16 protein-coding genes and 2 pseudogenes are annotated in these 24,519 nt (G+C 63.8%); 13 read left to right on the forward strand and 5 right to left on the reverse strand.

Annotated elements, in window-relative coordinates; genetic code table 11:
* The 3 genes from D3872_RS06675 to D3872_RS06685 form a co-directional block, all read left to right on the forward strand.
* On the forward strand, positions 1-821 hold an 821-nt coding region (locus tag D3872_RS06675; RefSeq protein ID WP_147373822.1), incomplete at its 5' end, for an MFS transporter.
* Positions 822-858: 37 nt separating this feature from the next.
* Entirely contained in the window at positions 859-3,447 is a 2,589-nt protein-coding gene (locus D3872_RS06680; RefSeq protein ID WP_229459201.1) for a family 20 glycosylhydrolase, read from the forward strand.
* Positions 3,448-4,161: 714 nt separating this feature from the next.
* Positions 4,162-5,358 (forward strand): MFS transporter, encoded by a 1,197-nt coding sequence (locus D3872_RS06685; protein WP_229459202.1) that lies wholly within the window; start codon positions 4,162-4,164, stop codon positions 5,356-5,358.
* Between the two features lie 48 nt (positions 5,359-5,406).
* On the opposite strand, the gene D3872_RS06690 is transcribed toward D3872_RS06685, so the two are convergent.
* Positions 5,407-6,984 carry an aldehyde dehydrogenase (NADP(+)) gene (locus D3872_RS06690; protein WP_119810061.1) on the reverse strand — a complete coding sequence of 526 codons (1,578 nt, stop codon included), beginning with the start codon at positions 6,982-6,984 and terminating at the stop codon, positions 5,407-5,409.
* Positions 6,985-7,072: 88 nt separating this feature from the next.
* Positions 7,073-7,987 carry a 5-dehydro-4-deoxyglucarate dehydratase gene (kdgD, locus tag D3872_RS06695; RefSeq protein WP_119810051.1) on the reverse strand — a complete coding sequence of 305 codons (915 nt, stop codon included), beginning with the start codon at positions 7,985-7,987 and terminating at the stop codon, positions 7,073-7,075.
* A 273-nt stretch (positions 7,988-8,260) separates the two neighbouring features.
* Here kdgD and D3872_RS06700 point away from each other — a divergent pair, with 273 nt between their 5' ends.
* Complete coding sequence (locus tag D3872_RS06700; RefSeq protein WP_119810052.1) at positions 8,261-9,670, forward strand: MFS transporter; 1,410 nt, start codon at positions 8,261-8,263, stop codon at positions 9,668-9,670.
* A gap of 135 nt (positions 9,671-9,805) precedes the next feature.
* On the opposite strand, the pseudogene D3872_RS06705 reads toward D3872_RS06700, so the two are convergent.
* Positions 9,806-10,540, reverse strand: a pseudogene (locus D3872_RS06705) (FadR/GntR family transcriptional regulator); the annotation flags it as partial.
* Positions 10,541-10,682: 142 nt separating this feature from the next.
* On the opposite strand from D3872_RS06705, the gene D3872_RS06710 reads away from it, so the two are divergent.
* The 6 genes from D3872_RS06710 (at position 10,683) to D3872_RS06735 (ending at position 18,318) form a co-directional block, all read left to right on the forward strand.
* Positions 10,683-11,501 carry an NAD-dependent epimerase/dehydratase family protein gene (locus tag D3872_RS06710; RefSeq protein ID WP_119810053.1) on the forward strand — a complete coding sequence of 273 codons (819 nt, stop codon included), beginning with the start codon at positions 10,683-10,685 and terminating at the stop codon, positions 11,499-11,501.
* Positions 11,502-11,503: 2 nt separating this feature from the next.
* Entirely contained in the window at positions 11,504-12,388 is an 885-nt protein-coding gene (locus D3872_RS06715; RefSeq protein WP_119810062.1) for an SMP-30/gluconolactonase/LRE family protein, read from the forward strand.
* Positions 12,389-12,424: 36 nt separating this feature from the next.
* On the forward strand, positions 12,425-12,850 hold the full coding sequence (locus D3872_RS06720; protein ID WP_119810054.1) for a hypothetical protein: 426 nt from the start codon (positions 12,425-12,427) through the stop codon (positions 12,848-12,850).
* Positions 12,851-12,913: 63 nt separating this feature from the next.
* Entirely contained in the window at positions 12,914-13,975 is a 1,062-nt protein-coding gene (locus D3872_RS06725; protein WP_119810055.1) for a LacI family DNA-binding transcriptional regulator, read from the forward strand.
* A 547-nt stretch (positions 13,976-14,522) separates the two neighbouring features.
* Entirely contained in the window at positions 14,523-15,899 is a 1,377-nt protein-coding gene (gene gudD / locus D3872_RS06730) for a glucarate dehydratase (RefSeq protein ID WP_119810056.1), read from the forward strand.
* Positions 15,900-16,020: 121 nt separating this feature from the next.
* A complete protein-coding gene (locus D3872_RS06735; RefSeq protein ID WP_119810057.1) occupies positions 16,021-18,318 on the forward strand; it encodes a TonB-dependent receptor in 2,298 nt (765 codons plus the stop codon).
* A 223-nt stretch (positions 18,319-18,541) separates the two neighbouring features.
* Here the strand turns inward: D3872_RS06735 and D3872_RS25605 are convergent, their stop codons facing one another.
* The gene (locus tag D3872_RS25605) at positions 18,542-18,703 is read right to left on the reverse strand and encodes a hypothetical protein (RefSeq protein WP_182915710.1); all 162 of its coding nucleotides are present in this window, start codon (positions 18,701-18,703) and stop codon (positions 18,542-18,544) included.
* A gap of 346 nt (positions 18,704-19,049) precedes the next feature.
* Here D3872_RS25605 and D3872_RS06740 point away from each other — a divergent pair, with 346 nt between their 5' ends.
* Both D3872_RS06740 and D3872_RS06745 read left to right on the forward strand, forming a co-directional pair.
* The gene (locus D3872_RS06740; RefSeq protein ID WP_119810058.1) at positions 19,050-21,695 is read left to right on the forward strand and encodes a glycoside hydrolase family 2 TIM barrel-domain containing protein; all 2,646 of its coding nucleotides are present in this window, start codon (positions 19,050-19,052) and stop codon (positions 21,693-21,695) included.
* Positions 21,696-22,111: 416 nt separating this feature from the next.
* Positions 22,112-22,813: an NAD-dependent epimerase/dehydratase family protein gene (locus D3872_RS06745; protein ID WP_307719410.1), complete on the forward strand. Its 702-nt coding sequence runs from the start codon at positions 22,112-22,114 to the stop codon at positions 22,811-22,813.
* 95 nt (positions 22,814-22,908) lie between these two features.
* On the opposite strand, the pseudogene D3872_RS27230 reads toward D3872_RS06745, so the two are convergent.
* Positions 22,909-23,055: pseudogene (locus tag D3872_RS27230) on the reverse strand (2Fe-2S iron-sulfur cluster-binding protein); the annotation flags it as partial.
* 490 nt (positions 23,056-23,545) lie between these two features.
* Here D3872_RS27230 and D3872_RS06750 point away from each other — a divergent pair.
* Positions 23,546-24,519, forward strand: a 974-nt coding sequence (locus D3872_RS06750; protein WP_370660951.1) for an enolase C-terminal domain-like protein, incomplete at its 3' end; no start/stop codon positions are given.

Below are 24,519 nucleotides of genomic sequence, written 5' to 3' on the forward strand. Positions count from 1 at the left end.
ACCGCTTCGAATCGCAGCGCGTCGACGTGCGCGCCGAGGTGGCGGCGCTGGTGCGCGACAATGCGCTCGACCTCAACCTGCTTGACACCCGGTTGGCACAGTCCGCAGCCGGACCGGTGCAGCTGACCATCCTGTACCAGTACGGCGCCAGGCAGCAGGTGGCCGAAGCATATACGGCGACCCCCGAGGCGCAGTCAGTGCTGGCGCGCGCGCAGGCACTGGTGCGCACGCTGCCGCAGGACCAGCGCGCGCTGCTGGACCAGGCGCGAGCAGCGTGGAGCGGGCGCGCCGACCCCGCCGTGGCCGATAGCGCGCAGCAGCTGATCGCGAGCCTGGCGCCTGACGCGCGCGCAACGATCGATGCCGCACGGCGCGTCCACACGGCCCAGCGCATCGCTATCCGGCCGGCCGAAGGCGCTGGCGCAGGTGGAGCGGCACTCGAGATCGTGCGCGCCAGCGTCGGCCCGATCCCTGACAGGAACAGCGGGATGCTGGCGGCGCTCTGCATCGCCGGCTTCATCGCCGCGTTCTCGATCGGGCCGGGCGTATGCGTCTGGCTGGCGCTGTCCGAACTGATGCCGACCCGGATCCGCTCGGTGGGCATGGGCGTGGCGCTCCTGATCAACCAGGGCACCGGCACGCTGATCGCCGGCGCCTTCCTGCCGATCGTGGGCAACTTCGGCTACCACATGATGTTCCTGTTCTGGGCCGCCTGCACCGCGGTGTACTTCATCACGGCGACCTTCTTCCTGCCTGAGACCAAGGGCCAGTCGCTGGAAGAAATCGAGCGGCTGTTCGCCCGTTCCGGCGCAGTCAAGTGAGGCAGGGCGGACGATGCGCGCAATTGGGGAGAGAGATTTGGACAAGAAGACGATGACGGGCCGCGCCGCGGTGGCGTCAACCCTGCTGGCTGCGCTGATGGCGCTGGCGGCGCCGACTGCGCTGGCTGAACCGGCCGGGCAGAGCGGGCAAGCCGTCCCTGCGGCCTCCGGTTCTGCGCTTGGCGTCGCCAATGGCGCCCGGCTGCAACTGCGCTGGGAACTGCAGCGCAAACCGGCGGGTGCACAACTGCCGCAGGGCGGCACGCCAGCGCGCTTCATCCTGACCAACTGCGACCGGCAGCCGCTGCCGGGGTCTGGCTGGTCGCTGTACTTCACCGGCATCGATCGCATGCCGGCCGGCGCCCAGTCGGGCGGCTTGGTGCTGGAGCAGGTCGCCGGCGGCTTGTTCCGCCTGCGCCCAGGGCCGGATTTCCAGGGCCTGGCGCCGGGCCAGACGCTGGAATTCGCCTACCGCCACAACGATTCGGTGTTCATGCCCTCACGGTCGCCGGGCGGGCCCTACCTGGTGTACGACGCGGCGCCGGATGCAGGCGTGTCACTGCAGTACACGGTGGCGACGTTGACCGAACCGGCCCAGCGTGGCAAGGTCGGCAGCCCGCATTCGGCGGTGTCGCCGGAGGACACCTACTGGCGCAACGCGCGCGCCGACCTGCTGCCGGCATCAAACGTGCCGCCGGTCTTGCCAACGCCACTGCGGCTGCAGCCCGGCGCCAGCCGGCTGGCGCTGGCGGGACGGCCGAACATCAGCGCACCCGCGGCGCTGGCCAATGAAGCGGCGCTGGCGCGTTCGCTGTTCCCGGCTACCCTCGCTGCCAGCGGTGGGCCGCCGCTGCGCCTGACTGTGGGGGCGGTCGAAGGGCACGCCTCGTCCGAAGCCTACCGCCTCACGATCAGCGCCGCCGGCGGCATTGACATTGTCGGCAACAGCGCGGCCGGCATCGCCCATGGCGTGCAGACCCTGCGCGACCTGATGCCGCTGCCCGGCGCTGCGGCGCCGGCCCTGCCCGAACTGACGATCGTCGACGCGCCGCGTTTCGGCTACCGCGGCTTCATGCTGGATGTGGCGCGCAACTTCCACGGCAAGGAAACCGTGTTCAAGTGGCTCGACCTGATGGCACGGTTCAAGCTGAATAAATTCCACTTCCACCTGACCGACGACGAGGGCTGGCGCATCGAGATCGCGGGCCTGCCTGAACTGACCACGATCGGCGCCGTACGTGGCCACAGCGCCAAACCCGGCGTGCGCCTGCAGCCGGCCTATGGCTCCGGACCCGATCCGCGTGACGCCAGCGGCAGCGGCTACTACACCCGCGCGGACTACAAGGAGATCGTGCGCTACGCGGCGGCGCGTCACATCGAGGTGATCCCTGAAGTCGAGATGCCCGGCCATGCGCGCGCCGCCGTGCAGGCGATGGAGTCGCGCTATCACCGCCTGAAGTCAGCCGGCAGCCGCGACGCCGCCCGCTACCTCCTCAACGACCTGGACGACCGCTCCGAGTACGTATCGGCCCAGCTGTTCAACGACAACGTCATCAATCCCGGACTCGAGTCGAGCTACACCTTCGTTGAGCACGTGGTCAGGGAGCTGGCAGCGCTGCACCGCGAGGCCGGCGCACCCATGAAGACGATCCACATGGGCGGCGACGAGCTGGCCAACGGAGCCTGGGAAAAGTCGCCCGCCAGCCTTGCCATGATGCGCAAGCACGGACTCGAGACCAGCGCCGACCTGTGGGATTATTTTTATGATCGCGTCGACGCCATCGTGTGCAAGTACGGCATGGTCACGTCCGGCTGGGAAGAACTTGCCGCGCGCAAGACGACGGTGGACGGCGCCTCGAAGCTGATCCCCAATCCCCGCTTTACCCGTAACGGCTTCATCGCCTACGTGTGGAACAACACGCCGGGCGCCGAAGACCTGGCCTATCGCCTGGCCAACGCCGGCTACGACATCGTGCTCACGCCGGTGACGCGCATGTACTTCGACATGGCGCACAACGCCAATCCCGAAGAACACGGAGTCAATTGGGGCGCTTACGTCGAACTCGACACGGTGTACGACTTCGCGCCGCTCGACATCATGAAGGATGCGCCGGAAGCCGCCCGTGTCGGCAAGGACCGCCTGACCGAGTACGGCAAGCGCCGTGTGCGTGGCATCCAGGCCAACCTGTTCTCGGAAACCGCGCGCGATCCCGCGCGCCTCGACTACCTGGTGATGCCGCGCATGGCGGCGTTGGCCGAGCGCGCCTGGGCGGCCGCTCCGGACTGGACCACCACGGCGGACCCTGCCAAGGCCGCCGCCCTGCACCGGAGCGCGTGGTCGGGCTTCGTCAATGCATTGGGCCAGCGCGTGCTGCCGCGTCTTGACCTGGAAGGCGAGGGGCTGGCCTACCGCATCGCCCCGCCCGGACTGGTGCTCGACAACGGCAGGGTGCTGGCCAACCACGTGCTGCCCGGGATGACGCTGCGCTATACCCGCGACGGCAGCGATCCGACCCCGGCCAGCAGTCCCGTGGCCGGGCCGATCGCCGAGCGCGGCATGATCCGCGTCGCGGCGTTTGACCGCAAGCGCAGGAGAGGGCCGGTCGCCAGCATCGAATCGCGCTGACGCGACAAGATGGTGTGTTGCGTGGTATTGACGAGCTGTTCGGAGCGTAATTTCTTCGTTTTTCAACGAACTGGAAGAGCCGTTTATCATCGAGTGGGAATGATTCTCGGTCCGGCACAGTAGCGCGGCAACTCGGTCAGGCGACTTACGATCAGTGCGCTTCGATCACGTACAAACCTTGTTTCCCGCTATGCTGATCATACTCGGTCCGGCTGCGACGCGCCGGGCAGGAAATTGAGAGGTAGGTAGATAGGGCAGAATTACTGGCGTTCTTTCATAGGGGAGTTCGGCGGACACCGTCTCTGTCATGTAGGAACTGACGAGCCCCACGCTATAGGGGGGCTTGTTCGTTTTTCTCCACGTCGAACAACGCCTACGCCGTTCCGTTACCTGTTCGGATAAAGAAGCGGCACGACAAATCGTGCCGGCGCGTTTTGCGCAAGCTCAAGCAATGATTTAAGCGACCTCGTGAGGCGTAATTTGAGGTTCTCGGGTAAGTGTTTGATTTTAAGGGAGCAAAAGCCGCCTGCAAAGCCGTTTAGACGGGTTCGATTCCCGTCCTCGCCTCCAGATTCTCCTATACGGGCCCCTTTCGGGGCCTGTTTGGTTTGGTGCGCCCAGCATGGGCGCGGCCGTGCTGTCCGATGTCATGACGCCGGGTATCCTGCTGGCGCTGACGGCGGCCAACGGCATCGGCCTGGCATGCGCTTTCCCGTGTTTGCAGCGATCGTGCCGGCGCTGGTGCCGCGCACCCAGCTGCCGGAGGCGCTGGCGCTGAACGGGGTGGCGATGAACGCGTCCCGCATTGCCGGGCCGCTGATCGCCGGCGCGCTGATTGCCAGCGCCGGCAGCGTGTGCGTGTTCGTCCTCAACGCCATGCTGTCCTTGCTCTGCGGCGCGCTGCTGATGCGCTGGCGCCGCGCCCATCAGCCCAGCCCGCTGGGACGCGAGCGCCTGTTCAGCGCGATCCGCGTCGGTGTCCAGTTCGTCAGCCAGTCGGCGCCGGTGCGCGCGACCTTGCTGCGCACGGTTGTTTTCTATTTCAATTCGATTGCGATGCTGGCGCTGCTGCCGCTGCTGGCGCACGGTCGGGACGGCCCTGCCGCCAGCATGTTCACCGTGCTGCTCGCATGCATGGGCGTGGGCGCGATTGCCGGCGCGCTGCTGCTGCCGCGCATGCGCCAGCTGGTGTCGCGCAATGGGCTGGTGGTGGCGGGGTCGCTGGCGCAAGCTGGCGCCGCCGCCGTCGTCGCCCTCAACGGCACGCGCTATCTGGCGGCGCCGGCGATGTTGGTGGCTGGCGTCGCGTGGATCACGGCGGCGAATTCACTGGCGGTATCGGTACAGCTGGCGCTGCCGGACTGGGTGCGGGCGCGCGGCATGTCGATCTTCCAGATGGCGATGATGGGCGCGTGCGCGCTCGGTGCTGCCCGTGTGGGGCCAGGTCGCATCGCTGCACAGCGTACAGGTGAGCGTGCTGGCGCCAGCGTAGTCGGCGCCGTCATGGCGCTTGCCACTTTGCGGCTGGCCGGCGGCGGTGGCAATGACGCCGACCCGACGCCGTCAAACCAGTTCAAGGTGCCGGTAGCCGCTACCATGGACACTGCGGGACACGTCCAGATCACGATCGAATACCGGATCGATGCGGCGCGCGCCGCGGAGTTTCGTGCGCTAATGCGCGAGAGCCGGCGCAGCCGCTTGCAGCAGGGCGCGTTGAGCTGGGAGTTGTTGCGTAGCGCTTCCGATCCGGCCTGCTACATCGAGCGGATCGTCGACGAGTCGTGGATCGAACACCTGCGCCATTTCGACCGCGTCACCACCGCCGACGTCGCGCTGCGTGACCGCAAATTCGCGTTTCACGTCGGCGCCGGCGCACCGGTCGTGACACGCTGCTTCGTCGAGGACCTGTAGTAGTCCTGGTTGGCCCAATTTATGGAGATGCCTGGGCGTTGCCCGGCGTCAGGCCTTGACCAGTTCGCCGTCACGCACGCGCCACAATCCGAGCGGGTTGTCGTCCTTTATAGCCGCCGGCAGCAGCCAGGAAGGCAGGTCCTGGTAGCTGACCGGGCGCAGGAAGCGGTCGATGGCGGCGGCGCCTACCGATGTGCTCCTGCTGTCCGAGGTGGCGGGGAAGGGGCCGCCATGCACCATCGCGTGCGCCACTTCGACGCCGGTCGGATAGCCGTTGACGAGGATGCGGCCGGCCTTGCGCTCGAGCGCGGGCAGCAGCTCCAGCGCGGCATCGCGGTCGCTTTCGGTGAGGAACATGGTCGCGGTCAGCTGGCCGTCGAGGTGCTCGGCGATCTGGCGCAACTGGGCCGCGCCGGTGCAGCGCACGACCAGCGAACTGGCGCCGAAGATTTCTTCTTCCAGCTGCGGATTGGCCAGGAAGTTGGCCGCATCGGTGACGAACAGCGCGGCTTGCCCGGCGCAGGCGGTGGTGCCGCACTGGCCGCGCGCCACCAGGCTGACGCCGGCGGCGCCCGACAGGCGTTCGACTGCGCTGGTGTATGCGGCGTGGATGCCCGGGGTGAGCATGGTGCTGCCAACCTTGCCCTGCAGGGCGGTGGCGGCGGCGTCGATGAACTTGTCGAGGCCTTCGCCTTCCACGGCGATGACCAGCCCCGGGTTGGTGCAGAACTGGCCCGACCCGAGCGTGAGCGAATCGATGAAGCCGGTACCGATCTGGCCGGCTTTCTCTCCCATCGCACCAGGCAAGACGAACACCGGGTTAATGCTGCTCATTTCTGCATACACAGGGATTGGTTCGGGGCGCGCAGCGGCGGTGCGCACCAGCGCCATGCCGCCCTGGCGCGAGCCGGTGAAGCCGACTGCCTTGATCGCCGGATGGCTGACCAGCGCCTGGCCGATGGTGCGGCCGTCGCCATGCAGCAGCGAGAACACGCCTTCCGGAAAACCGCAGCTGGCGACAGCGGCCATGACTGCCTTGCCAACCAGTTCCGAGGTGCCGGGATGGGCGCCGTGGGCCTTGACGACCACCGGGCAGCCGGCCGCCAGCGCCGAAGCGGTATCGCCGCCCGCCACCGAGAACGCGAGCGGGAAATTGCTGGCGCCGAACACCACCACCGGGCCGAGGCCAATTTTGCGCAGGCGCAGGTCAGGGCGTGGCGGGGTGCGGTCCGGCAGCGCCGAGTCGAGCGCGGTGCCGAGCCAGCGACCGTCGCGCACGACCTTGGCGAACAGGCGCAGCTGGCCGACCGTGCGTCCGCGTTCGCCTTCGAGGCGGGCTTGCGGCAAGCCGGATTCCTGCATCGCGCGTTCGATCAGCACGGGACCGAGGTCGAGGATGTTCTGGGCAATCTGTTCGAGGAAGGCGGCGCGCTGCTCCAGCGAAGTGTCGCGGTAGGCGTCGAACGCCTGCTGCGCCAGCATGCAGGCGCGCTCGGCGTCGTCCAGGTTGGCGGTGCCGAACGCCGGCTCCAGGTGCTGTCCGGTGGCAGGGTCGATCGCGCGGAATGGCGCCGAGGCGCCGTACTGCGCGCGCGCGCCAATCAGCAGCTTGCCATTGATGGTGATAGTCAAAATAATTCTCCCGATGCAGATATGAGGACGGCGCGTCAGGCGAAATCGCCTGGCGCGCCGGATGAATGTGCGGCGGCGTGACTTATTGCGGGCCGAGCGACTTGATCAGCGCGTCAAGCTGTTCGCATTCCTGCGGATTCAGGTCGACCAGCGGCGTACGTACCGGTCCGGCGGTGTGGCCGACCAGCGTAGCGCCGGCTTTCACGATACTCACCGCGTAGCCGGCCTTTTTGTTGCGGATCGCCAGGTACGGCAGGAAGAAGTCGTCGATCAGGCGCCCGGTGGTCGCGAAGTCGTCGGTGCGGATCGCTTCGTAAAATTCGATCGCGGTCTTCGGAATGAAGTTGAACACGGCCGACGAATACACCGGCACGCCCAGCGCCTTGTATGCCGCGGCGTACACTTCCGCCGTCGGCAGGCCGCCGAGGTAGGTCAAGCGGTCGCCCAGCTTGCGGCGGATCGTGACCATCGACTCGATCTCGCCGACGCCGTCCTTGAAGCCGATCAGGTTAGGGCAGCGCTCGGCCAGTTGCAGCAGCGATTCGGCGTTCAGCTTGCAGACGTTGCGGTTGTAGACCACGACGCCGAAACGGACCGAATTACACACTGCCGCGACGTGTTCGACCAGGCCGTCCTGGCTCGCTTCGGTCAGGTAGTGCGGCATCAAAAGGACGCCGTGGGCGCCGAGGCGCTCCGCTTCCTGGGCATAGGCGATCGCGGTGCGGGTCGGGCCACCGGCGCCGGCCAGGATCGGCACCTTGCCGCGGCAGGTTTCGACCGCGACCTTGACCACCTTGGTGTAGTCCTCGGGCGTGAGCGAGAAGAACTCGCCGGTGCCGCCGGCCACGAACAGGGCGGTGGCGCCGTATGGAGCCAGCCATTCGAGACGGTCGGCGTAGGTGCTGGCCACAAAGTCGCCCTGGGCGTCGAAGTCGGTGATCGGGAAGGACAGCAGGCCGGAGGAGAGGATCTGTTTCAGGTCTTGGGGCGTAAACATTAGGCGTCACCATAGTGTTGTTGGGAAAAAGCGATGACCCCGCGAGGATCTCTTTCGCTGTTATCAGTCATCGTATAACGTGGCATGAAAATTCGCAAGCGCCCTAGTGAAATTGTTTGAGTTTATGCGCCGCCGAATGAAAATGGCTGGGGTTGATTGCTATTTCTAAAAACCGTCACTATACTTGTCTGACGCGTTGTAGGATGACCGATGACGAGTGGCCTTCCTCGAATCTCCTGCGCGAAAATCATAAACATAATGAAGAGACACGAGATGAACCAGCAAGCGATTGGGAAGTACCGGTGGACGGTGTGCGCCATGTTGTTCTTCGCCACGACGATCAACTATCTGGACCGGCAGGTGCTCAGCCTGCTCGCGCCGGAACTGTCCAGGGAATTTGGATGGACCAACAGCGACTATGCGAACATCACCGCGGTGTTCCAGTTCGTGTATGCGATCTCGATGCTGTTTGCCGGACGCATTGTCGACCGGCTCGGCACCAAGCAGGCGTTCACCCTCGCGATCACGATCTGGTCGCTCGGCGCGATCCTGCATGCGTTCTCGATCCCGATGGGAACCGGCGTGGCGGCGATCCTCGGCGCAGCGGGCATCGCGGCGGTACCGGTGTCGGTCGCCGGTTTCATGATTGCACGCGCCATCCTGGCGATCGGCGAGGCGGGTAACTTCCCGGCGGCGATCAAGGCGACCGCCGAGTATTTCCCGAAAAGGGAACGTTCTTTCGCGACCGGCATTTTCAATTCCGGCGCGAATATCGGCGCCGTGCTGGCGCCGATCAGCGTGCCATGGATCGCCGCCCAGTGGGGATGGCAGATGGCGTTCATCGCGATCGGCGCAATCGGCTTCGTCTGGATGGGCATATGGCAGCTGCTGTACCAGAAGCCGGAACAGCAGAAGCGCTTGAGCGGCGCGGAGCTGGCGTATATCAATAGTGACGTTGCCGCGGCTGCCGCGCCGACCGAACAAGTCGCCCCCGGTCGGGAAACTACCCTTACCTGGGTACAGCTGCTCGCTTATCGCCAGACATGGGCATTCGCCTTCGGCAAGTTCATGACCGATGGCGTCTGGTGGTTTTTCCTGTTCTGGCTGCCGAAGTATTTGTCCGCCCAGTATGGGATGGAGAAGACCGCCATCATGGTGCCGCTTACCGTGTTGTACAGCATGACGATGGTCGGCAGCATCGGCGGTGGCTGGCTTCCCACCTACTTCATCAACAAGGGCGCCACACCGTACGATGGCCGCATGAAAGCGATGCTGCTGATCGCAGTGTGCCCGCTGGTCGTATTGCTCGCCCAGCCGCTTGGTTATATTAGCGTGTGGGTGCCGGTGGTGCTGATCGGGATTGGCGCTTCCGCCCACCAGGCGTGGTCGTGCAACCTGTTCACAACGGTGTCCGACATGTTCCCCAAGAACTCGGTCGCCTCGGTGGTGGGCATCGGCGGTATGGCGGGAGGCTTGGGAGGCGTGCTGATGTCGAAAATTGGCGGCTGGGTGTTCGATCATTTCGGCGCCCTGGGCCGGATCGAGACCGGCTACACCATCATGTTCGCGGTGTGCGCGGTCGCCTACCTGGTTGCGTGGTGCGTGATGAAGACCCTGGTGCCGACCCACTCCGAAATCGAAGCGCCGGCTCCGAAATACGGCGTTCCAGCCGGCGCCAAGTAGCTGGCCTGCGATAAGCCGAACGAGAGCCTGGCCAGTAGAAGCTGCAACGTCGTACAAGCTTGTCGCCAATTCAAGCGATGCCGAGCTGCATCCGTCTTGGGGGGCAAGGCGCGGACGCCCCTTATTGAGGGGGGGCTCAATCAGTTGCTGCGCGCGCCGCAGGCGTTCCCGGCTGTTGCTCAGGTGGGTGCGCATTGCCGCTCGCGCCGCCTCGGGATCGTTGCGGGCGATGGCATTGAAGATGTCTTCGTGCTCACGGTTCACCCGATCCATATAGGCGGACGGCTCGTCCTGCGCCAGCTTGGCGGAGTTGACCCGCGAGCGCGGAATGATGTTGGTGCCGAGTTGGCTCAAGATGTCGTGGAAGTAGCGGTTGCCCGACGACTGCGCAATCAGCAGGTGGAACTGGACGTCCGGGGCCACTGTGTCGCTGCCATTGCGCGCGCACGACTGGAAACTGTCGAGCGCATCGCGAAGCTGTTGCAACTGGGTTTCGCTGCGCCGGCTGGCGGCCAGGCCCGCGGCTTCGGTCTCCAGGCTGATGCGCAGCTCGAGGATGGCGAGCACATCGCGCATGGTGATCACTGTATTCGGGTCGATGCCCAGCGTGCGGGCGGGTGGGGGCTCGAGCACGAAGGTGCCGATGCCATGGCGGGTTTCGACCAGGCCGGCCGCTTGCATGTGAGAAATCGCTTCGCGCACCACGGTACGGCTGACGCCGAGGATCCGCACGATTTCTGATTCCGTCGGCAACTTGTCGCCCGGATCGAGCGTGCCGTTGCGGATACCGTCGGAGATGTAGGTTACAACACCCTGGGCCAGATTGCGATGCTTTTTGGGCGGCGCCGATGGAAGCGGTGCGGAATTCATAGGTATGGTCAGAATAAAATAATCGGGTTGGACAGCGTTGCTATTTCAGGTAGTGCTGATTATACTATGTCGTATGTTGTACGACGACCGACGACATCGAGGCGCACGCACAACACCCACCATTTACTGACGAAAGCAAGCGATGGCAAAACCATTCAAACGCATTTTGCTGACCGGCGCCGCGGGCGGCCTTGGCAAGGTGCTGCGCGACCGCATCAAGCCATGGGCCGATGTGATCCGCCTGTCCGACCTGGCCGATCTGGGCGCGACGCGTGAGGGCGAAGAAATCGTCCAGTGCGACCTGGCGGACAAGGCCGGCGTGCTGGCGCTGATGGAAGGCGTGGACGCGGTGCTGCATTTCGGCGGCATCTCGGTCGAAGCGCCATTCGACGCGATCCTGCAGGCGAATATCGTCGGCACCGCGAACCTGTACGAGGCGGTTCACAAGATGGGCGTGCGGCGGGTGGCGTTCGCCAGCTCGAACCACGCGATCGGCTATTACAAAACCACCGACATGATCGACGCCGACGCTCCGGTGCGGCCCGACACGATGTACGGCGTCTCGAAGTGCTTCGGCGAATCGCTGTCGCGCTATTACTACGACCGTTTCGGCATCGAGACCGTGTGCATCCGCATCGGCTCCTCGTTCCTGGAGCCGACGAGCGCACGCATGCTGGTCACTTACCTCAGCTACGATGACCTGCTCGAAGCGCTGCGCTGCTCGCTGATGACCGCGCGGGTCGGCCACACGATCCTGTTCGGCGTGTCCGACAATCCGGCCAAATGGTGGGACAACCGGAAGGCGGGCCATCTGGGCTTCGTCGCCAAGGACAGCTCGAGCCGCTTCGCCGATAAGTTCCCACCCGGCGCCAGCTATCCGGCGCAGGACGACATCGGCGCCACGTTCCAGGGCGGCCCGTTCCTGTTGTCCGGCCCACAATACCGCCAGGAACAAACGTGAGAATCGATCGCGCAGGTGACATGGCATGCGCGGTGGGCGAAAGCCCGCTGTGGTGCGCACGGCGTGCGCTCTGGTACTGGGTCGATATCCCGGCGCGCACGATCTGGCGCTTCGACCCAGCTAGCGGCGCGGCGCGCTCATGGCAAGCGGACGAAATGGCGGCCTGCATCGCGCTGGACGAGGAGGGCGGCCTGGTCGCCGGCATGGAGAGCGGCATCTTCCGTCTGCGCCTTGGGGAAACCAGCCAGGCGGTCGAGGCGCAGCTGCTGGCTGCGCCGGCCGAGAGCATGGCCGGCATGCGCTTCAACGACGGCCGCTGCGACCGCCAGGGCCGCTTCTGGAGCGGCACCATGGCGCTCGACATGACGCATGCCCCGGCGGTCGGGAACCTTTATCGCTACAGCGCAGGGGCGGGCATCTCGGCGCCGGTGGTCGCCGGGCTGGTGACGCAGAACGGACTGGCCTGGTCGCCCGACGGACGCACTATGTACTTGTCGGACTCGCATGCCTCGCGCCGCGTGGTGTGGGCCTTCGACTACGACGTCGACACCGGGACCCCGAGCGGGCAGCGGGTGTTTGTCGACATGACGCAGCATCCGGGACGTCCCGATGGCGCCGCAATCGATGTCGACGGCTGCTACTGGACCTGCGCCAACGATGCCGGGCAGCTGCACCGATTTACCCCCGAGGGCAAGCTCGACCGGTCGATCGCGCTGCCGTTGGCCAAACCGAGCATGTGCAGTTTCGGCGGCGCCGGCATGAGCAGCCTGCTGGTGACCTCGATCAGCGTCGGCGCGCCCGCAGGCGACCTGCTGGCCGGCGCGGTCTTGATGCTCGATCCCGGGGTGGCCGGTATGCCGGAGCGACGCTTCGCCGGCCCGGCCTGAATGCGCACTGTCGCGCTGCAACGAGTTTGCGGAGAAATGAAAAAAACTTCTGACACCGGGCTTCCGGGCGGCCCAAGGCCATCGAGCGTGCGGCGCATCAGCAATTTGCGTGCGCTTGTCGAAGAATTCGGGAAGCGTGATCTCGGCTGCGCTGCGGCTGCCTTGTTCCTCAGCTGTTCCTTTTCCTCGGCCCGCAACTACATTGTCGAACTGCTCGATGCTGGCGTGCTTGCTGCGCATCCGGTCAGGCAGGGCGCCGGCTGCCTCGATCGGACGCTGTACCAGCTGACCGCCGACCGGCTCGCGCGGCAGCGATTCCTCGCGACGCTGGCCGAATCGGACGACGCCGGCTTTTCCTTCGGCCCAGGCGATCGGCCCGCACGCCGGGACCCACTGGTGGCCGCGTTGTTCGGAGCGCCTGGCTCGGACGCCGAGCATCGCGAGCCGGCCGCGCGCGCGTAGCGAACTATTCGCGATTCGGGTCTTTTTGGTACCGCTACCTATTCGCCGTGCTAGAATCCAGGCATGGATAAGCAAGCAGTACCGGTCATCGACGCGCCGCCCAAGCGCCGCCGCCGCACCAGCGGTGGATTTACCTTGCGCGACGTCGCCAAGTTGGCCGGGGTGGCGCCGATCACGGCCTCGCGCGCACTCAACAATCCCGATTCGGTCTCGGAGCCGATCCTGCAGCGGGTCCGCGAGGCGGTCGAGCGCACCGGCTACGTGCCGAACCTGCTGGCCGGCGGCCTGGCCTCGAAAAGGAGCAAGCTGGTGGCGGCGGTGGTGCCGACCGTTGCCGGCTCGGTCTTCCTCGACATGGTGCAATCGCTCACCGAATCATTGGCCGCTTCCGGCTATCAGCTCATGCTCGGCCAGTCCGGCTACGAAAACTCGCGCGAGGACGCGCTGCTCGAGGCGATCATCGGCCGCCGTCCCGACGGCGTTGTGCTGACCGGCATCATGCGCTCGGACCAGGGCCGGCGCCGGCTGCTCGCCAGCGGGATCCCGATCGTAGAAACCTGGGACCTGACGCCGACCCCGATCGACATGCTGGTCGGCTTTTCGCACGAGGCAATCGGCAGCGCAGTCGCTGACTACCTATACCAGCGCGGACGGCGCCGGGTCGCCACCATCAGCGCCAACGACGAGCGTGCGGTGCGCCGCAACCAGGCGTTCTCGCATGCGGCGCTGGCGCTCGGCATGGGGGCGCCGGGGGCCGCGGCGGTGCCGAGCTGTATTGTGCCGGCCCCGACCACGGTGGGCAGCGGCCGCAGCGGGCTGCGTGACCTGCTGGCGCAGGACCCCTGCATCGATGCGGTGTTTTGCAGTTCCGACATGCTCGCGCTCGGCGTGATCACCGAGGCGCAGGCGCAGGGCATCGCGATTCCCGGCCGGGTGGCGGTGGTGGGGCTGGGCGATCAGGCCTTTGCGCGCGACCTGCATCCGGCCCTGACCAGCGTGCAGATCGACGGAGCGGCCATCGGCAGCACAGCGGCGCAACTCATCATCGCCCGCGCCGAGGGCAAGGTGGTGGCCGAGAAGGTGCGCGACATCGGCTTCACCATCGTCGAGCGCGCCAGCGGCTGAGTTGTGGCTGCCGGCCGGCGCTAGCCTCGGCACAGGGTCCTGGCCACGCCGCGCGCGCCCGGCCGCAGCAGCAGCGATCCGGCCCGCCGAAGCTGCACATCCCATCTTGTACTTGGCCAGCCAGAACAGCAAGAGCCACGCACCTGAGGCTGTCGCGAAACGCAAAAATCGCTGCCACCAATAGCCGAAGAGCCGCATTCTCGCGCAGGCCTCGGCGGCAATGACGATGGTAGATTTGACTCTTCGGACCTTTCGCGACAGCCTCACCTTGCTGGCTCGCTTCGTTGGGTCTTTAAAGGCTGGCGGAAGATGCCGGAGCGCTGGATGTCATATGACATCGCACAACATCTGTCAATTTTGGTTGTAAATACGCACGAAAATCCGAGAAATGTCTCCATGGTATATTGACAGTCAAAATTGGTAGCGGTACCATTTATCATCCTCAATTGGTAGCGCTACCGCATCTTGCTGGCGCCAGGTCTGGTCATGGTACTGATTGTTTCAAGCAAACCAGCAAGGCGCTGGCCCGATACTTTCCGAACTCTCTATGTCAACTTCGTCTACCTCGCTGAAACTCGATGCTAATCCTGTTGTCAGCTGCCGCACCCCGGTCATTACCCGTCTTGAAGTGATTCCCGTCGCCGGGCGCGACAGCATGCTGCTGAACCTGAGCGGCGCGCACGGTCCTTACTTCACACGCAATATCGTGATCCTTTCCGATAGCGCCGGGAATACCGGCGTGGGCGAGGTGCCGGGCGGGGACCGGATTCGTTCCACCATCGAAGAGGCGCGCGAACTGGTGATCGGCAAACCGATCGGCGACGCTCAAGCCATCCTGACCGCAGTCCGGACTGCCTTCAGCGAGCGCGATGCCGGCGGACGAGGCCTGCAAACCTTCGACTTGCGGGTGACGGTCCACGCCATTACCGCGCTCGAGTGCGCCTTGCTCGACCTGCTCGGCAAATTCCTCGGGGTGCCGGTCGCGGCGCTGCTGGGCGAAGGAGCGCAGCGCACCAGCGTCGACGTGCTGGGTTACCTGTTCTACGTGGGCGACCGCAATCTGACCGATTTGCCGTATGCGGGCGCACCGGAGGCGGCCGATGACTGGCTGCGCCTGCGGCACGAGGCGGCGCTCACGCCCGCAGCGATCGTGCGGCTGGCAGAAGCGGCGCATGCCCGCTACGGTTTTTGCGACTTCAAGCTGAAGGGCGGGGTGCTGCGCGGCGAGGACGAAATCGAGGCCGTGATTGCGTTGGCAGAACGGTTTCCGGCGGCCCGCATCACCCTCGATCCAAACGGCGGCTGGCTGCTCAAGGACGCCATCCGCCTGTGCCGCGACCAGCGCGCCGTGCTCGCGTATGCCGAAGATCCGTGCGGCGCCGAGGATGGCTTTTCCGGGCGCGAGGTGATGGCTGAATTTCGCCGCGCCACCGGCTTGCCGACCGCAACCAACATGATCGCGACCGACTGGCGCGAGCTGGGCCACGCGGTCCAGTTGCAGGCGATCGATATCCCGTTGGCAGACCCGCATTTCTGGACCATGCAGGGCTCGGTGCGGGTGGCCCAGCTGTGCCGCGACTGGGGGCTGACCTGGGGCTCCCATTCGAACAATCATTTCGACGTATCGCTCGCCATGTTTACCCATGTGGCGGCGGCCGCACCCGGCAAGGTGACCGCGATCGATACCCACTGGATCTGGCAGGACGGGCAGCGCCTGACCAAGGCGCCGCTGCAAATTGTCGGCGGCAAGATCGCCGTACCCACCGCGCCTGGCCTGGGGATTGAACTCGATATGGCGGAAGTCGAGGCTGCGCATCAGTTGTACCTGGGTATGGGCCTGGGCGCGCGCGACGATGCGGTGGCCATGCAATATCTGATCCCGGGATGGAAGTTCGATCACAAGAGACCGGCATTGCTGCGCTAACCCGGCAAGCCACGCCGGCGCACCAGCCGCTTCAATGGTCATGCGGTTCCCAGTACCAATATGCAATTCCAGCTTCAAGCAGACCGTTCTAATACAACCATAAATACATCAGGAGACCAGAATGAAAACCATTGCTACCGTAGCTTACCCACCGCGTCTGACTTCGATCGCCGTTGCCGCCGCCATGCTCGCCATGGGCGCGTGCGCGATGCCGGCATTTGCGCAACAGGGCGCCGCTGCCCAGGCGAGTCCGGAAGAGGGCTTGCAGACCGTGGTCGTCACGGCCCAAAAACGCGAACAACCGCTGCAAAAAGTGCCGGTCGCGGTCAATATGGTCGACGCGAAAGCCATCGAAAACAAGCAAATCGTCGACTTTGCCGATTTGACGCGGGTCGCGCCCTCGATGACGGTCAACCAGAGCAACAGTACAGTGGCCTTGCGCGGGATCGGTACTTATGCGTTCAGCATCGGGCTGGAGTCAGCCGTCTCGGTCATCATCGACGATGTCCCGGTGGTGCAGCAGTTGCAGGCGTTTTCGAATTTGAGCGACATCGACCGGGTCGAGGTGCTGCGCGGACCGCAAGGTACGCTATTTGGGAAAAATTCGTCGGCCGGCGTGATTAACGTCGTCACCAAGGAATCGACGGATTATTTTTCCGGCCGGGCCCAGCTTACTGCCACCGACGATCAGCAACGGCGCGCCGAACTGTCGCTGTCGGGACCATTGAGCGATGCACTGGCATTCAGGTTGAATGGTTATGCCGATAGCCGGGGCGGCGATGTGACCAACCTCACCACCGGGGAAGACGTCAACGGAGAGTCCAGCCGTGGCTTGCGCGCTCGCCTGGATTTCCATCCGTCCACCTCCCTCAGCATGAAGTTGATCGGCGACTACTCAACACGCCGGCTGGTGGGCCAGGCACTAACGCTGCGCGATGTTCCGGCCGGTGCTCGCCTGTTGGGCGCCGTCCCGCTGGCTCCCGGGCTGGTTGGGATCACAGCGGGTCCGGAAAATCGTAACGTCAGGCTCGATGATGTCGGCTTCACTGATAATAAGAACGGCAGCCTGAGCGGTACTGTAAACTGGAAACTGAGTGGTAATACCTTGACGTCAGTCACCAGTTATCAGGATTGGAAATACGAATCCTCAAGCGACATCGACGGCACCGAACTCAATGTGCTCGCCGCGCTGACCCGGGGCGCGGCCAATGGCGGTGTGATCCAGGGGGGGGCGTATCACTCCAACCAATTCACCCAGGAGTTGCGTCTGGCATCGAATGGTGACGGCAATTTCAATTACCTGGGCGGTCTTTTCTATTCGAATACGACCACTGATCGCTCATTTAGTCGGGGACCGTCTGCGCTGCTGGCAAAATGGTCTGCGACCGCCGGCAATCAGACCATGGCCGCGTTCACGCAGCTTGACTATCAGTTGACTCAAGCAACCCGGCTGAGCGGTGGTCTGCGCGCCAACAAGGAAGCGATTGATGTCCGTTTCACCAATCTCCTGCCCGTAGTCCCGGCAACCTTTGCGGGCGATACGAGCGATAACGCGGTAACGGCGAAGGTATCGCTGCAGCATGACCTTGCGAAACAAGTCATGTTGTATGGATCGGTCGCGACTGGCTATAAAGGCGCCGGCTTCGACATTTCGAGCGGCTTTAATCAGTCGCGCATCGATCACCCGGTCGCACCCGAGTCGTCCAAGGCGTATGAGGCCGGGATCAAGAGCCGCTTTTTCGACAATCGCGTGCAGGTGAACGCCACGGTGTTCATGACCGATTACAATGATTTCCAGGCGCAGGCTGCGGTGGTCGATCCGAACACCAGGATTATTACGCTGTCCGTGCACAACGTCGGCAAATTGCGTACGAGCGGGCTTGAACTTGAGCTGACGGCCAAACCAGTCAAGTCCGTGCTGCTCGAAGCGTCGGTCGGCTATGTCGATGCGATCATCAGAAAATTCCCGCTGGGGACCTGTTATCCCGGCCAGACCCTGGCGCTTGGCTGCGTCCCGCTGGGTAATTCCACTGTCCAGGACCTGGCCGGGAAAACGCTCGCGAACGCGCCCAAGGTCAAGTACAACGTCGGTGCAACCTACGACTTTCCACTCCCGAACACCGGCTGGGGCGGACTGGTCAACCTCAACTACCAGTATCAGTCGAAAGTCAATTTCGACCTGTTCCAGAATCCTTTGAATGTCCAGGACGCCTATGGCATCTTGAACGGTAGTTTTGCTGTGCAAGACGATGGAAAAAAATACAAGATCACATTTTTTGGCAATAACCTGACCAACAAGAGCTATACGACAGCGATCAACGATAACAGCGGATTTTTCGGTGGGGCGCATGTCATGACCCAGGTATTGCCACGCAATTCGCAACGTTACTTTGGTCTTCGCCTAAAATATGATTTTTAATTGTCGCTCGCTTGCTGGACGGTCTGGCCACCGTCCGGCTTTTTTTCGCAGGACGCTTGTGCTCGCGGGCGCAACGCTCGCGGCCGGCGCCTGCACCGCCGCGGTAGGTAACCCACCCCAGCCTGCGATCGGCGCCCAAGGCAAAGCGGTGCTGACCATCGGCGGCTTGCAATTCAAGGGCTCGAACGGCAACGGCCGGCTCGATCCGTACGAAGACTGGCGCTTAGCCGTCGGGGTCCACCAGCGACGGCGACGCAAACGGCAGCTTGCCCGTTGGCTTGAAGCGGCCGCTCAGCACTTCCAGCAGCGCATGCTGCTTGACGCCGAAAGTAGCCAGAATGGCGCCGGCATCCATGGCCAGAAATTTGCAGGCGGTGATCGACAACGCGCCGGACGCGCCGGGTTATGCGCCGGCCGACACGCTGTACCCGTTTGGGTTCGGCCTCACGTATCCATAAGTAAAAAAACCACGGAGACAAACGATGAAACCCTTTTCTATTGCAAAAACGATCCCGCTGGCGCTCGGGCTCAGCCTGGCCGTGCCGTTCATGCCTTGCGCCCATGGCGCCATGCCGGCGCTCAATGCCGCTGAGGTGCGGACTTCCCCGCGGACCCCATGGGCAGCATCGCCCCCAGCGCGCGGTACCTGGAGCGGATTCTCGGGAAGCCATGACGCGTCATCCTCCATACGCTCTACCCGTTGCAAGACATAAGATACTTAGGAAAAAAATATGAGTTTTCAACGAATCCTTCATCTGGCGGGTGCAATATTGACGGTCGCGCTGCTTGGCACTGCCGCTCACGCCGCGTCTTCTGCCGGCAACGGACGTACCGAAACACCTTTGGTTGATGGCTGGCGCTTCGCGTTCGGCGATGAGTACACCGAAAAGTCGGACAGCAGCAGCTGGCAAACCGTTAGTCTCCCGCACAGCTGGAACCGCATTGGCGGACATGCGACCAAGACCGCGGATGCAGACGACCGTAAGGGGAAAGGATGGTATCGCCTGAAATTCAATGCGGATTCCTGGGCGGCCAAGCCGCGGCGAAGCTGGCTGCAGTTCGATGGCGCCAGTATCGTCAGCGACGTATGGCTCAACGGCGTTCTGCTGGGGCGCCATTACGGTGCCGTATCCGGTTTCCGTTTCGATGTGAGCGATGCGATTCGTCCCGGTGAAAACCAGCTCGTGGTTCGGACCGATAACACATCGCCCGAGACCAAAGGCTCCGTCACCGCCGAAACGCTGCCGATGGGTGGCGATTGGTTCATGTACGGTGGACTGTACCGCAAGGTGTCGCTGGTGACGGCGGCTCCCGTACATATCGACCTGGCAGACGAGGGAGGGCCAGGAGTATATGCGCGCACGGTGTCGATCGACGCCGGCCGCGCGCGGGTGGAGGTCGCGGCGAAAGTGCGCAATGACGCCAGCGTGGCGCAAGTGATCCGGATCCGCACTTCGTTAATTGACGCGACAGGCAAAATCGTGGCGTCCGACACCCAGCCGATTTCGATGGCGTTGTCCTCGACACGCGAGATTAAGGCGGTTCTGGACGTGGCCAAGCCCCATTTATGGAACGGTGTGGCCGACCCCTACCTGTACAAGGTAAAGGTGGACCTGTTGTCCGGTGCGCAGTTGGTAGACGTAGTCGCGCAGAATTTCGGTATCCGTACGATGCGCTTCGACGCGAGCAGAGGTTTCTTCCTGAACGGTAAACCACTGATGCTGCGCGGCGTGAATCGTCACCAGGAAACCGGAGCCAATGGCTGGGCGTCCACTGACGACCAGCTGAAACGTGACTACGCGATCATCAAGGAAATCGGCGCCAATTCCGTGCGACTGGCGCATTACCAGCACGCTCAGGCCGAATACGACCTCGCCGACCGGATGGGGCTGGTCGTCTGGGCTGAAGTGCCGCTGGTTTTGAGCTCGGCGCCGTACGGCCAGCCGACAGCGACGCCGGGATTCATCGCCAATTCGGAGCAGCACGTGCGGGAACTGATTCGCCAGAATTTCAACCACCCGTCGATCGCAGTGTGGTCGGTGGCGAACGAACCAAACATCCTCAATGTATTTACGCAGATCAAGGCGCCAACCGTGCCGCTGCTGGATCGCCTTGCCAAACTGGCTCGCACGGAAGATCCGTCGCGGCCCCCGGTACTGGCCACCTGCTGCGGAACCATTCCCGGCGACCTGATGCCGACCACGCCGGGCACCGGCCTCGATTCGCCCCCTGAGGCAGTCGATGTCTTCGGCGTCAATGTTTACTTCGGGTGGTATTACGCGAACGTGTCCGATCTCAGTGCTTACCTGGACCGTGTACACGCGTTTTACCCCGGCAAGGCGATCAGCGTCACCGAGTATGGTGCTGGCGGCGCACTGTCCCAGCACACCGACAACCCACTGGGCGGCCCGGTCGTCGCCGGCGGCCGTCCGCACCCCGAGGCATTCCAGTCGTATATCCATGAGCATACTTGGCCGCAGTTGCGCGCCAAGCCCTACCTGTGGGGCAGCTGGCTTTGGAACATGTTCGATTTCGGTAGCGCCATCCGGATGGAAGGCGACCTGGTCGACACCAACGACAAGGGCATTGTCAGCTTCGACCGCCAGGTAAAGAAGGAATCGTTCTATTTCTACAAGGCGCACTGGAATCCGGAGCCGATGATTTACCTGGCAGGGCACCGCTACACCGACAGGGCCAGCCCGGTTGCTGATGTCAAGGCATACAGCAACGCGGCGAAAGCGAGCCTGTCCGTCAATGGGCTCGATGTGGGTAGCGCGGCTTGTGTCGAGCGGATCTGCCTGTGGCGCAATGTCGTGCTGGCGAAAGGCGACAACGAGATGACGGTGCAAGCGACGCTGAACGGCACGCAACTGGTCGACCGCGCGGTGTGGCGGCGCGTGCACGGGCCAGGGGTGTACCGGGTCCTCGCGGGCCAACTGGGGGTGACCGAGACCAGCGCCGGCCTGTATGGTTCGGACAACTTGTTCAGCGGCGGCGAGAGCCACCTGCTGAACATACCTGCGCGCCGCAACCCGCCGCCGCCGAAGGTGGTGGCAGGCGCGGCCGACCAGAAGATGTACCTCGCGTACCGGGCCGGCAGCTTCAGCTACGAGTTGCCGCTCCCGAACGGCGAGTATGCCCTGACCCTGCGCTTTGTCGAGCCGGTTGAGGGGCAGGTGGCTGGCAAAAGGGTGTTCGACGTCCTTGCCCAAGGCAGCGTCGCGCTGGAGGCCGTGGATATTGCCGCCGCCGTTGGCAGCTTGAGCGCGCTGGAACGCTCGGTTCCGTTGCGCGTCACCGACGGCAGGGCGAAGATCGAATTTGTCCCGAAAGCCGGCGAGGCGATCCTGTCCTCGTTCAGCGTCGATCCGCGCTGAGGTGGTCCAGGAGCGGGATAACCTTTTCCCGCTCCTTTTTTTCCGGGCACCGGCGCGAAGCCGATACCGGCGGCTCGGCCAGCCGCAGACGACTGCCACGGCCAGGCGGCCTCCCGACGACACACACGCAGGCCGCGCCGGTCGGGCGGGCGAGCCTGCCCGTGCCTCGCTTGCGGCCGTCAAGCGCCGCTATCTGATCCGGCGATTCCGCGCATTCGCATTATCGATCGGATAGTTCTTTCACCCGACGGCCAGGATCATCGAGCCTTCATCTAGTCCTATTATCATTAATCGCTTTACCGTCGACCAATGACCAAACCATTCAAACGCATATTGTTCACCGGCGCGGCCGGTCACCTCGGGCGCCGCCTGCGTGAACGACTCCACGAATTTGCCGACATCGTGCGGCTGGCCGCATGGCCGACATTGGCGCTACGGGGCCTGGCGAAGAAGTGTTCCGGTGCGACCTGGCGGACCGTGACGAAGTACTCAAGATGTGCGAAGGCGTGGACGCCATCCTGCACTTCGGCGGCGTATCGACCGAGCTCGAATTCGAGCCGATCATGCAATCGAACATCCTCGGGATGGCCAACCTGTACGAGGCCGTCCACAAGCTGGGCATCCGCCGCGTGGTTTTTGCCAGCACCAACCACACGATGGGGATGTATAGGACCACCGACAGTGTCGACGCCACCATGCCGACCCGACCCGACGGCTACTACGGCGTATCGAAGATATTTGGCGAATCGCTGTCGCGGTACTACTGGGACCGTTTTGGCATCGAGACGGTGTGCCTGCGCATCGGCTATTGCTGGCCGGAGCCGACCAACTACCGCCAGCTCGTCACCTGGCTCGGACTCGACGACCTGGTGCAGCTGCTGCGACGCGCGCTGGTGACGCCGCGCGTCGGGCATACCATCGCCTTCGGCATCTCGGACAACCCGGGCCGCTGGTGGGATGACCGCCATTCGCGCCACTCGGCTTACCGGCCGATACAAAGCTCGAGCCAGTTCGCGCACCTGGTTCCGGAGACGGTCGACTGGTCGGATCCCGAGGACATCAGCCTGACTCACCGGGGCGGAATGTTCCTCACGCACGGACCCAAATACCGGCCCTGAGCGCATACAGCACAAAGGCGATCCACTATTTCAGCGCCTGCCGGCGCTGCTCAAGATTCAGGCTGAATTGAGCGCCTTGTCTTGGGAAGACCGGGCTACAAGTCGAGGTGCAGGACCGGCGTACGCGCTCGCGATACGCAGGGAAGGAAGCAGTTGTTCACTTGCCGCTCCCGCGAATCGAGTACCGTATCGCGGTGTTCCGGCACGCCGTCAAGCACAGCCACGCGGCAGATGCCGCAGGCGCCGACCGCGCACCATCAGTTCGATGACGAGAGAACATGGTTCAGTTCTTGGGCACTCACTCGGGCTCCAAGGCATGATTTCAATTGTTCAAATGATGCATTATTTACAACTGTTTTGAAGCTGAAAAATGAAGCAATGATTGTAATCATTTATGTGATGAGACAACGCATAACATTGGCCAATTTTGGTTGTAAAAATGCACGAAAATTCGGAAAAAGTGCCTTAAAATGTTGACACACAAAAGTGGTACCGGTACCATCAAGTTAATTGGTACCGCTACCGATACCGCTACCGCATCTTGCTGGCGCCAAGTCTGGTCATGGCAATAACTGTTTCATGCAAACCAGCAAGGCGCTGGCCCGATACTTTTCCGGACTCTCTATGTCAAATTCGTCTGCCTCGCTGAAATTCGATGCAAATCCTGTTGTCAACAGCCGTACCCCGGTCATTACCCGTCTTGAGGTGATTCCCGTCGCCGGGCGCGACAGCATGCTGCTGAACCTGAGCGGCGCGCACGGTCCTTACTTCACACGCAATATCGTGATCCTTTCCGATAGCGCCGGGAATACCGGCGTGGGCGAGGTCCCGGGCGGGGACCGGATTCGTTCCACCATCGAAGAGGCGCGCGAACTGGTGATCGGCAAACCGATCGGCGACGCTCAGGCCATCCTGACCGCAGTCCGGACTGCCTTCAGCGAGCGCGATGCCGGCGGACGAGGCCTGCAAACCTTCGACTTGCGGGTGACGGTCCACGCCATTACCGCGCTCGAGTGCGCCTTGCTCGACCTGCTCGGCAAATTCCTCGGGGTGCCGGTCGCGGCGCTGCTGGGCGAAGGAGCGCAGCGCACCAGCGTCGACGTGCTGGGTTACCTGTTCTACGTGGGCGACCGCAATCTGACCGATTTGCCGTATGCGGGCGCACCGGAGGCGGCCGATGACTGGCTGCGCCTGCGGCACGAGGCGGCGCTCACGCCCGAAGCGATCGTGCGGCTGGCAGAAGCGGCGCATGCCCGCTACGGTTTTTGCGACTTTAAGCTGAAGGGCGGGGTGCTGCGCGGCGAGGACGAAATCGAGGCCGTGATTGCGTTGGCAGAACGGTTTCCGGCGGCCCGCATCACCCTCGATCCGAACGGCGGCTGGCTGCTCAAGGACGCCATCCGCCTGTGCCGCGACCAGCACGCCGTGCTCGCGTATGCCGAAGATCCGTGCGGCGCCGAGGATGGCTTTTCAGGGCGCGAGGTGATGGCTGAATTTCGCCGCGCCACCGGCTTGCCGACCGCCACCAACATGATCGCGACCGACTGGCGCGAGCTGGCCCACGCGGTCCAGTTGCAGTCGATCGATATCCCGTTGGCAGACCCGCATTTCTGGACCATGCAGGGCTCGGTGCGGGTGGCGCAGCTGTGCCGCGACTGGGGGCTGACCTGGGGCTCCCATTCGAACAATCATTTCGACGTATCGCT

Source organism: Massilia cavernae (assembly GCF_003590855.1).
Classification (GTDB): domain Bacteria; phylum Pseudomonadota; class Gammaproteobacteria; order Burkholderiales; family Burkholderiaceae_D; genus Telluria_A; species Telluria_A cavernae.

Excerpts from the sequence above, each read along its gene's own strand:
- kdgD (WP_119810051.1), bottom strand. The coding sequence starts at position 7,987 with ATGTTTACGCCCCAAGACCTGAAACAGATCCTCTCCTCCGGCCTGCTG.
- D3872_RS06700 (WP_119810052.1), top strand. The coding sequence starts at position 8,261 with ATGAACCAGCAAGCGATTGGGAAGTACCGGTGGACGGTGTGCGCCATG.
- D3872_RS06710 (WP_119810053.1), top strand. The coding sequence starts at position 10,683 with ATGGCAAAACCATTCAAACGCATTTTGCTGACCGGCGCCGCGGGCGGC.
- D3872_RS06720 (WP_119810054.1), top strand. The coding sequence starts at position 12,425 with ATGAAAAAAACTTCTGACACCGGGCTTCCGGGCGGCCCAAGGCCATCG.
- D3872_RS06725 (WP_119810055.1), top strand. The coding sequence starts at position 12,914 with ATGGATAAGCAAGCAGTACCGGTCATCGACGCGCCGCCCAAGCGCCGC.
- gudD (WP_119810056.1), top strand. The coding sequence starts at position 14,523 with ATGTCAACTTCGTCTACCTCGCTGAAACTCGATGCTAATCCTGTTGTC.
- D3872_RS06735 (WP_119810057.1), top strand. The coding sequence starts at position 16,021 with ATGAAAACCATTGCTACCGTAGCTTACCCACCGCGTCTGACTTCGATC.
- D3872_RS06740 (WP_119810058.1), top strand. The coding sequence starts at position 19,050 with ATGAGTTTTCAACGAATCCTTCATCTGGCGGGTGCAATATTGACGGTC.
- D3872_RS06745 (WP_307719410.1), top strand. The coding sequence starts at position 22,112 with ATGGCCGACATTGGCGCTACGGGGCCTGGCGAAGAAGTGTTCCGGTGC.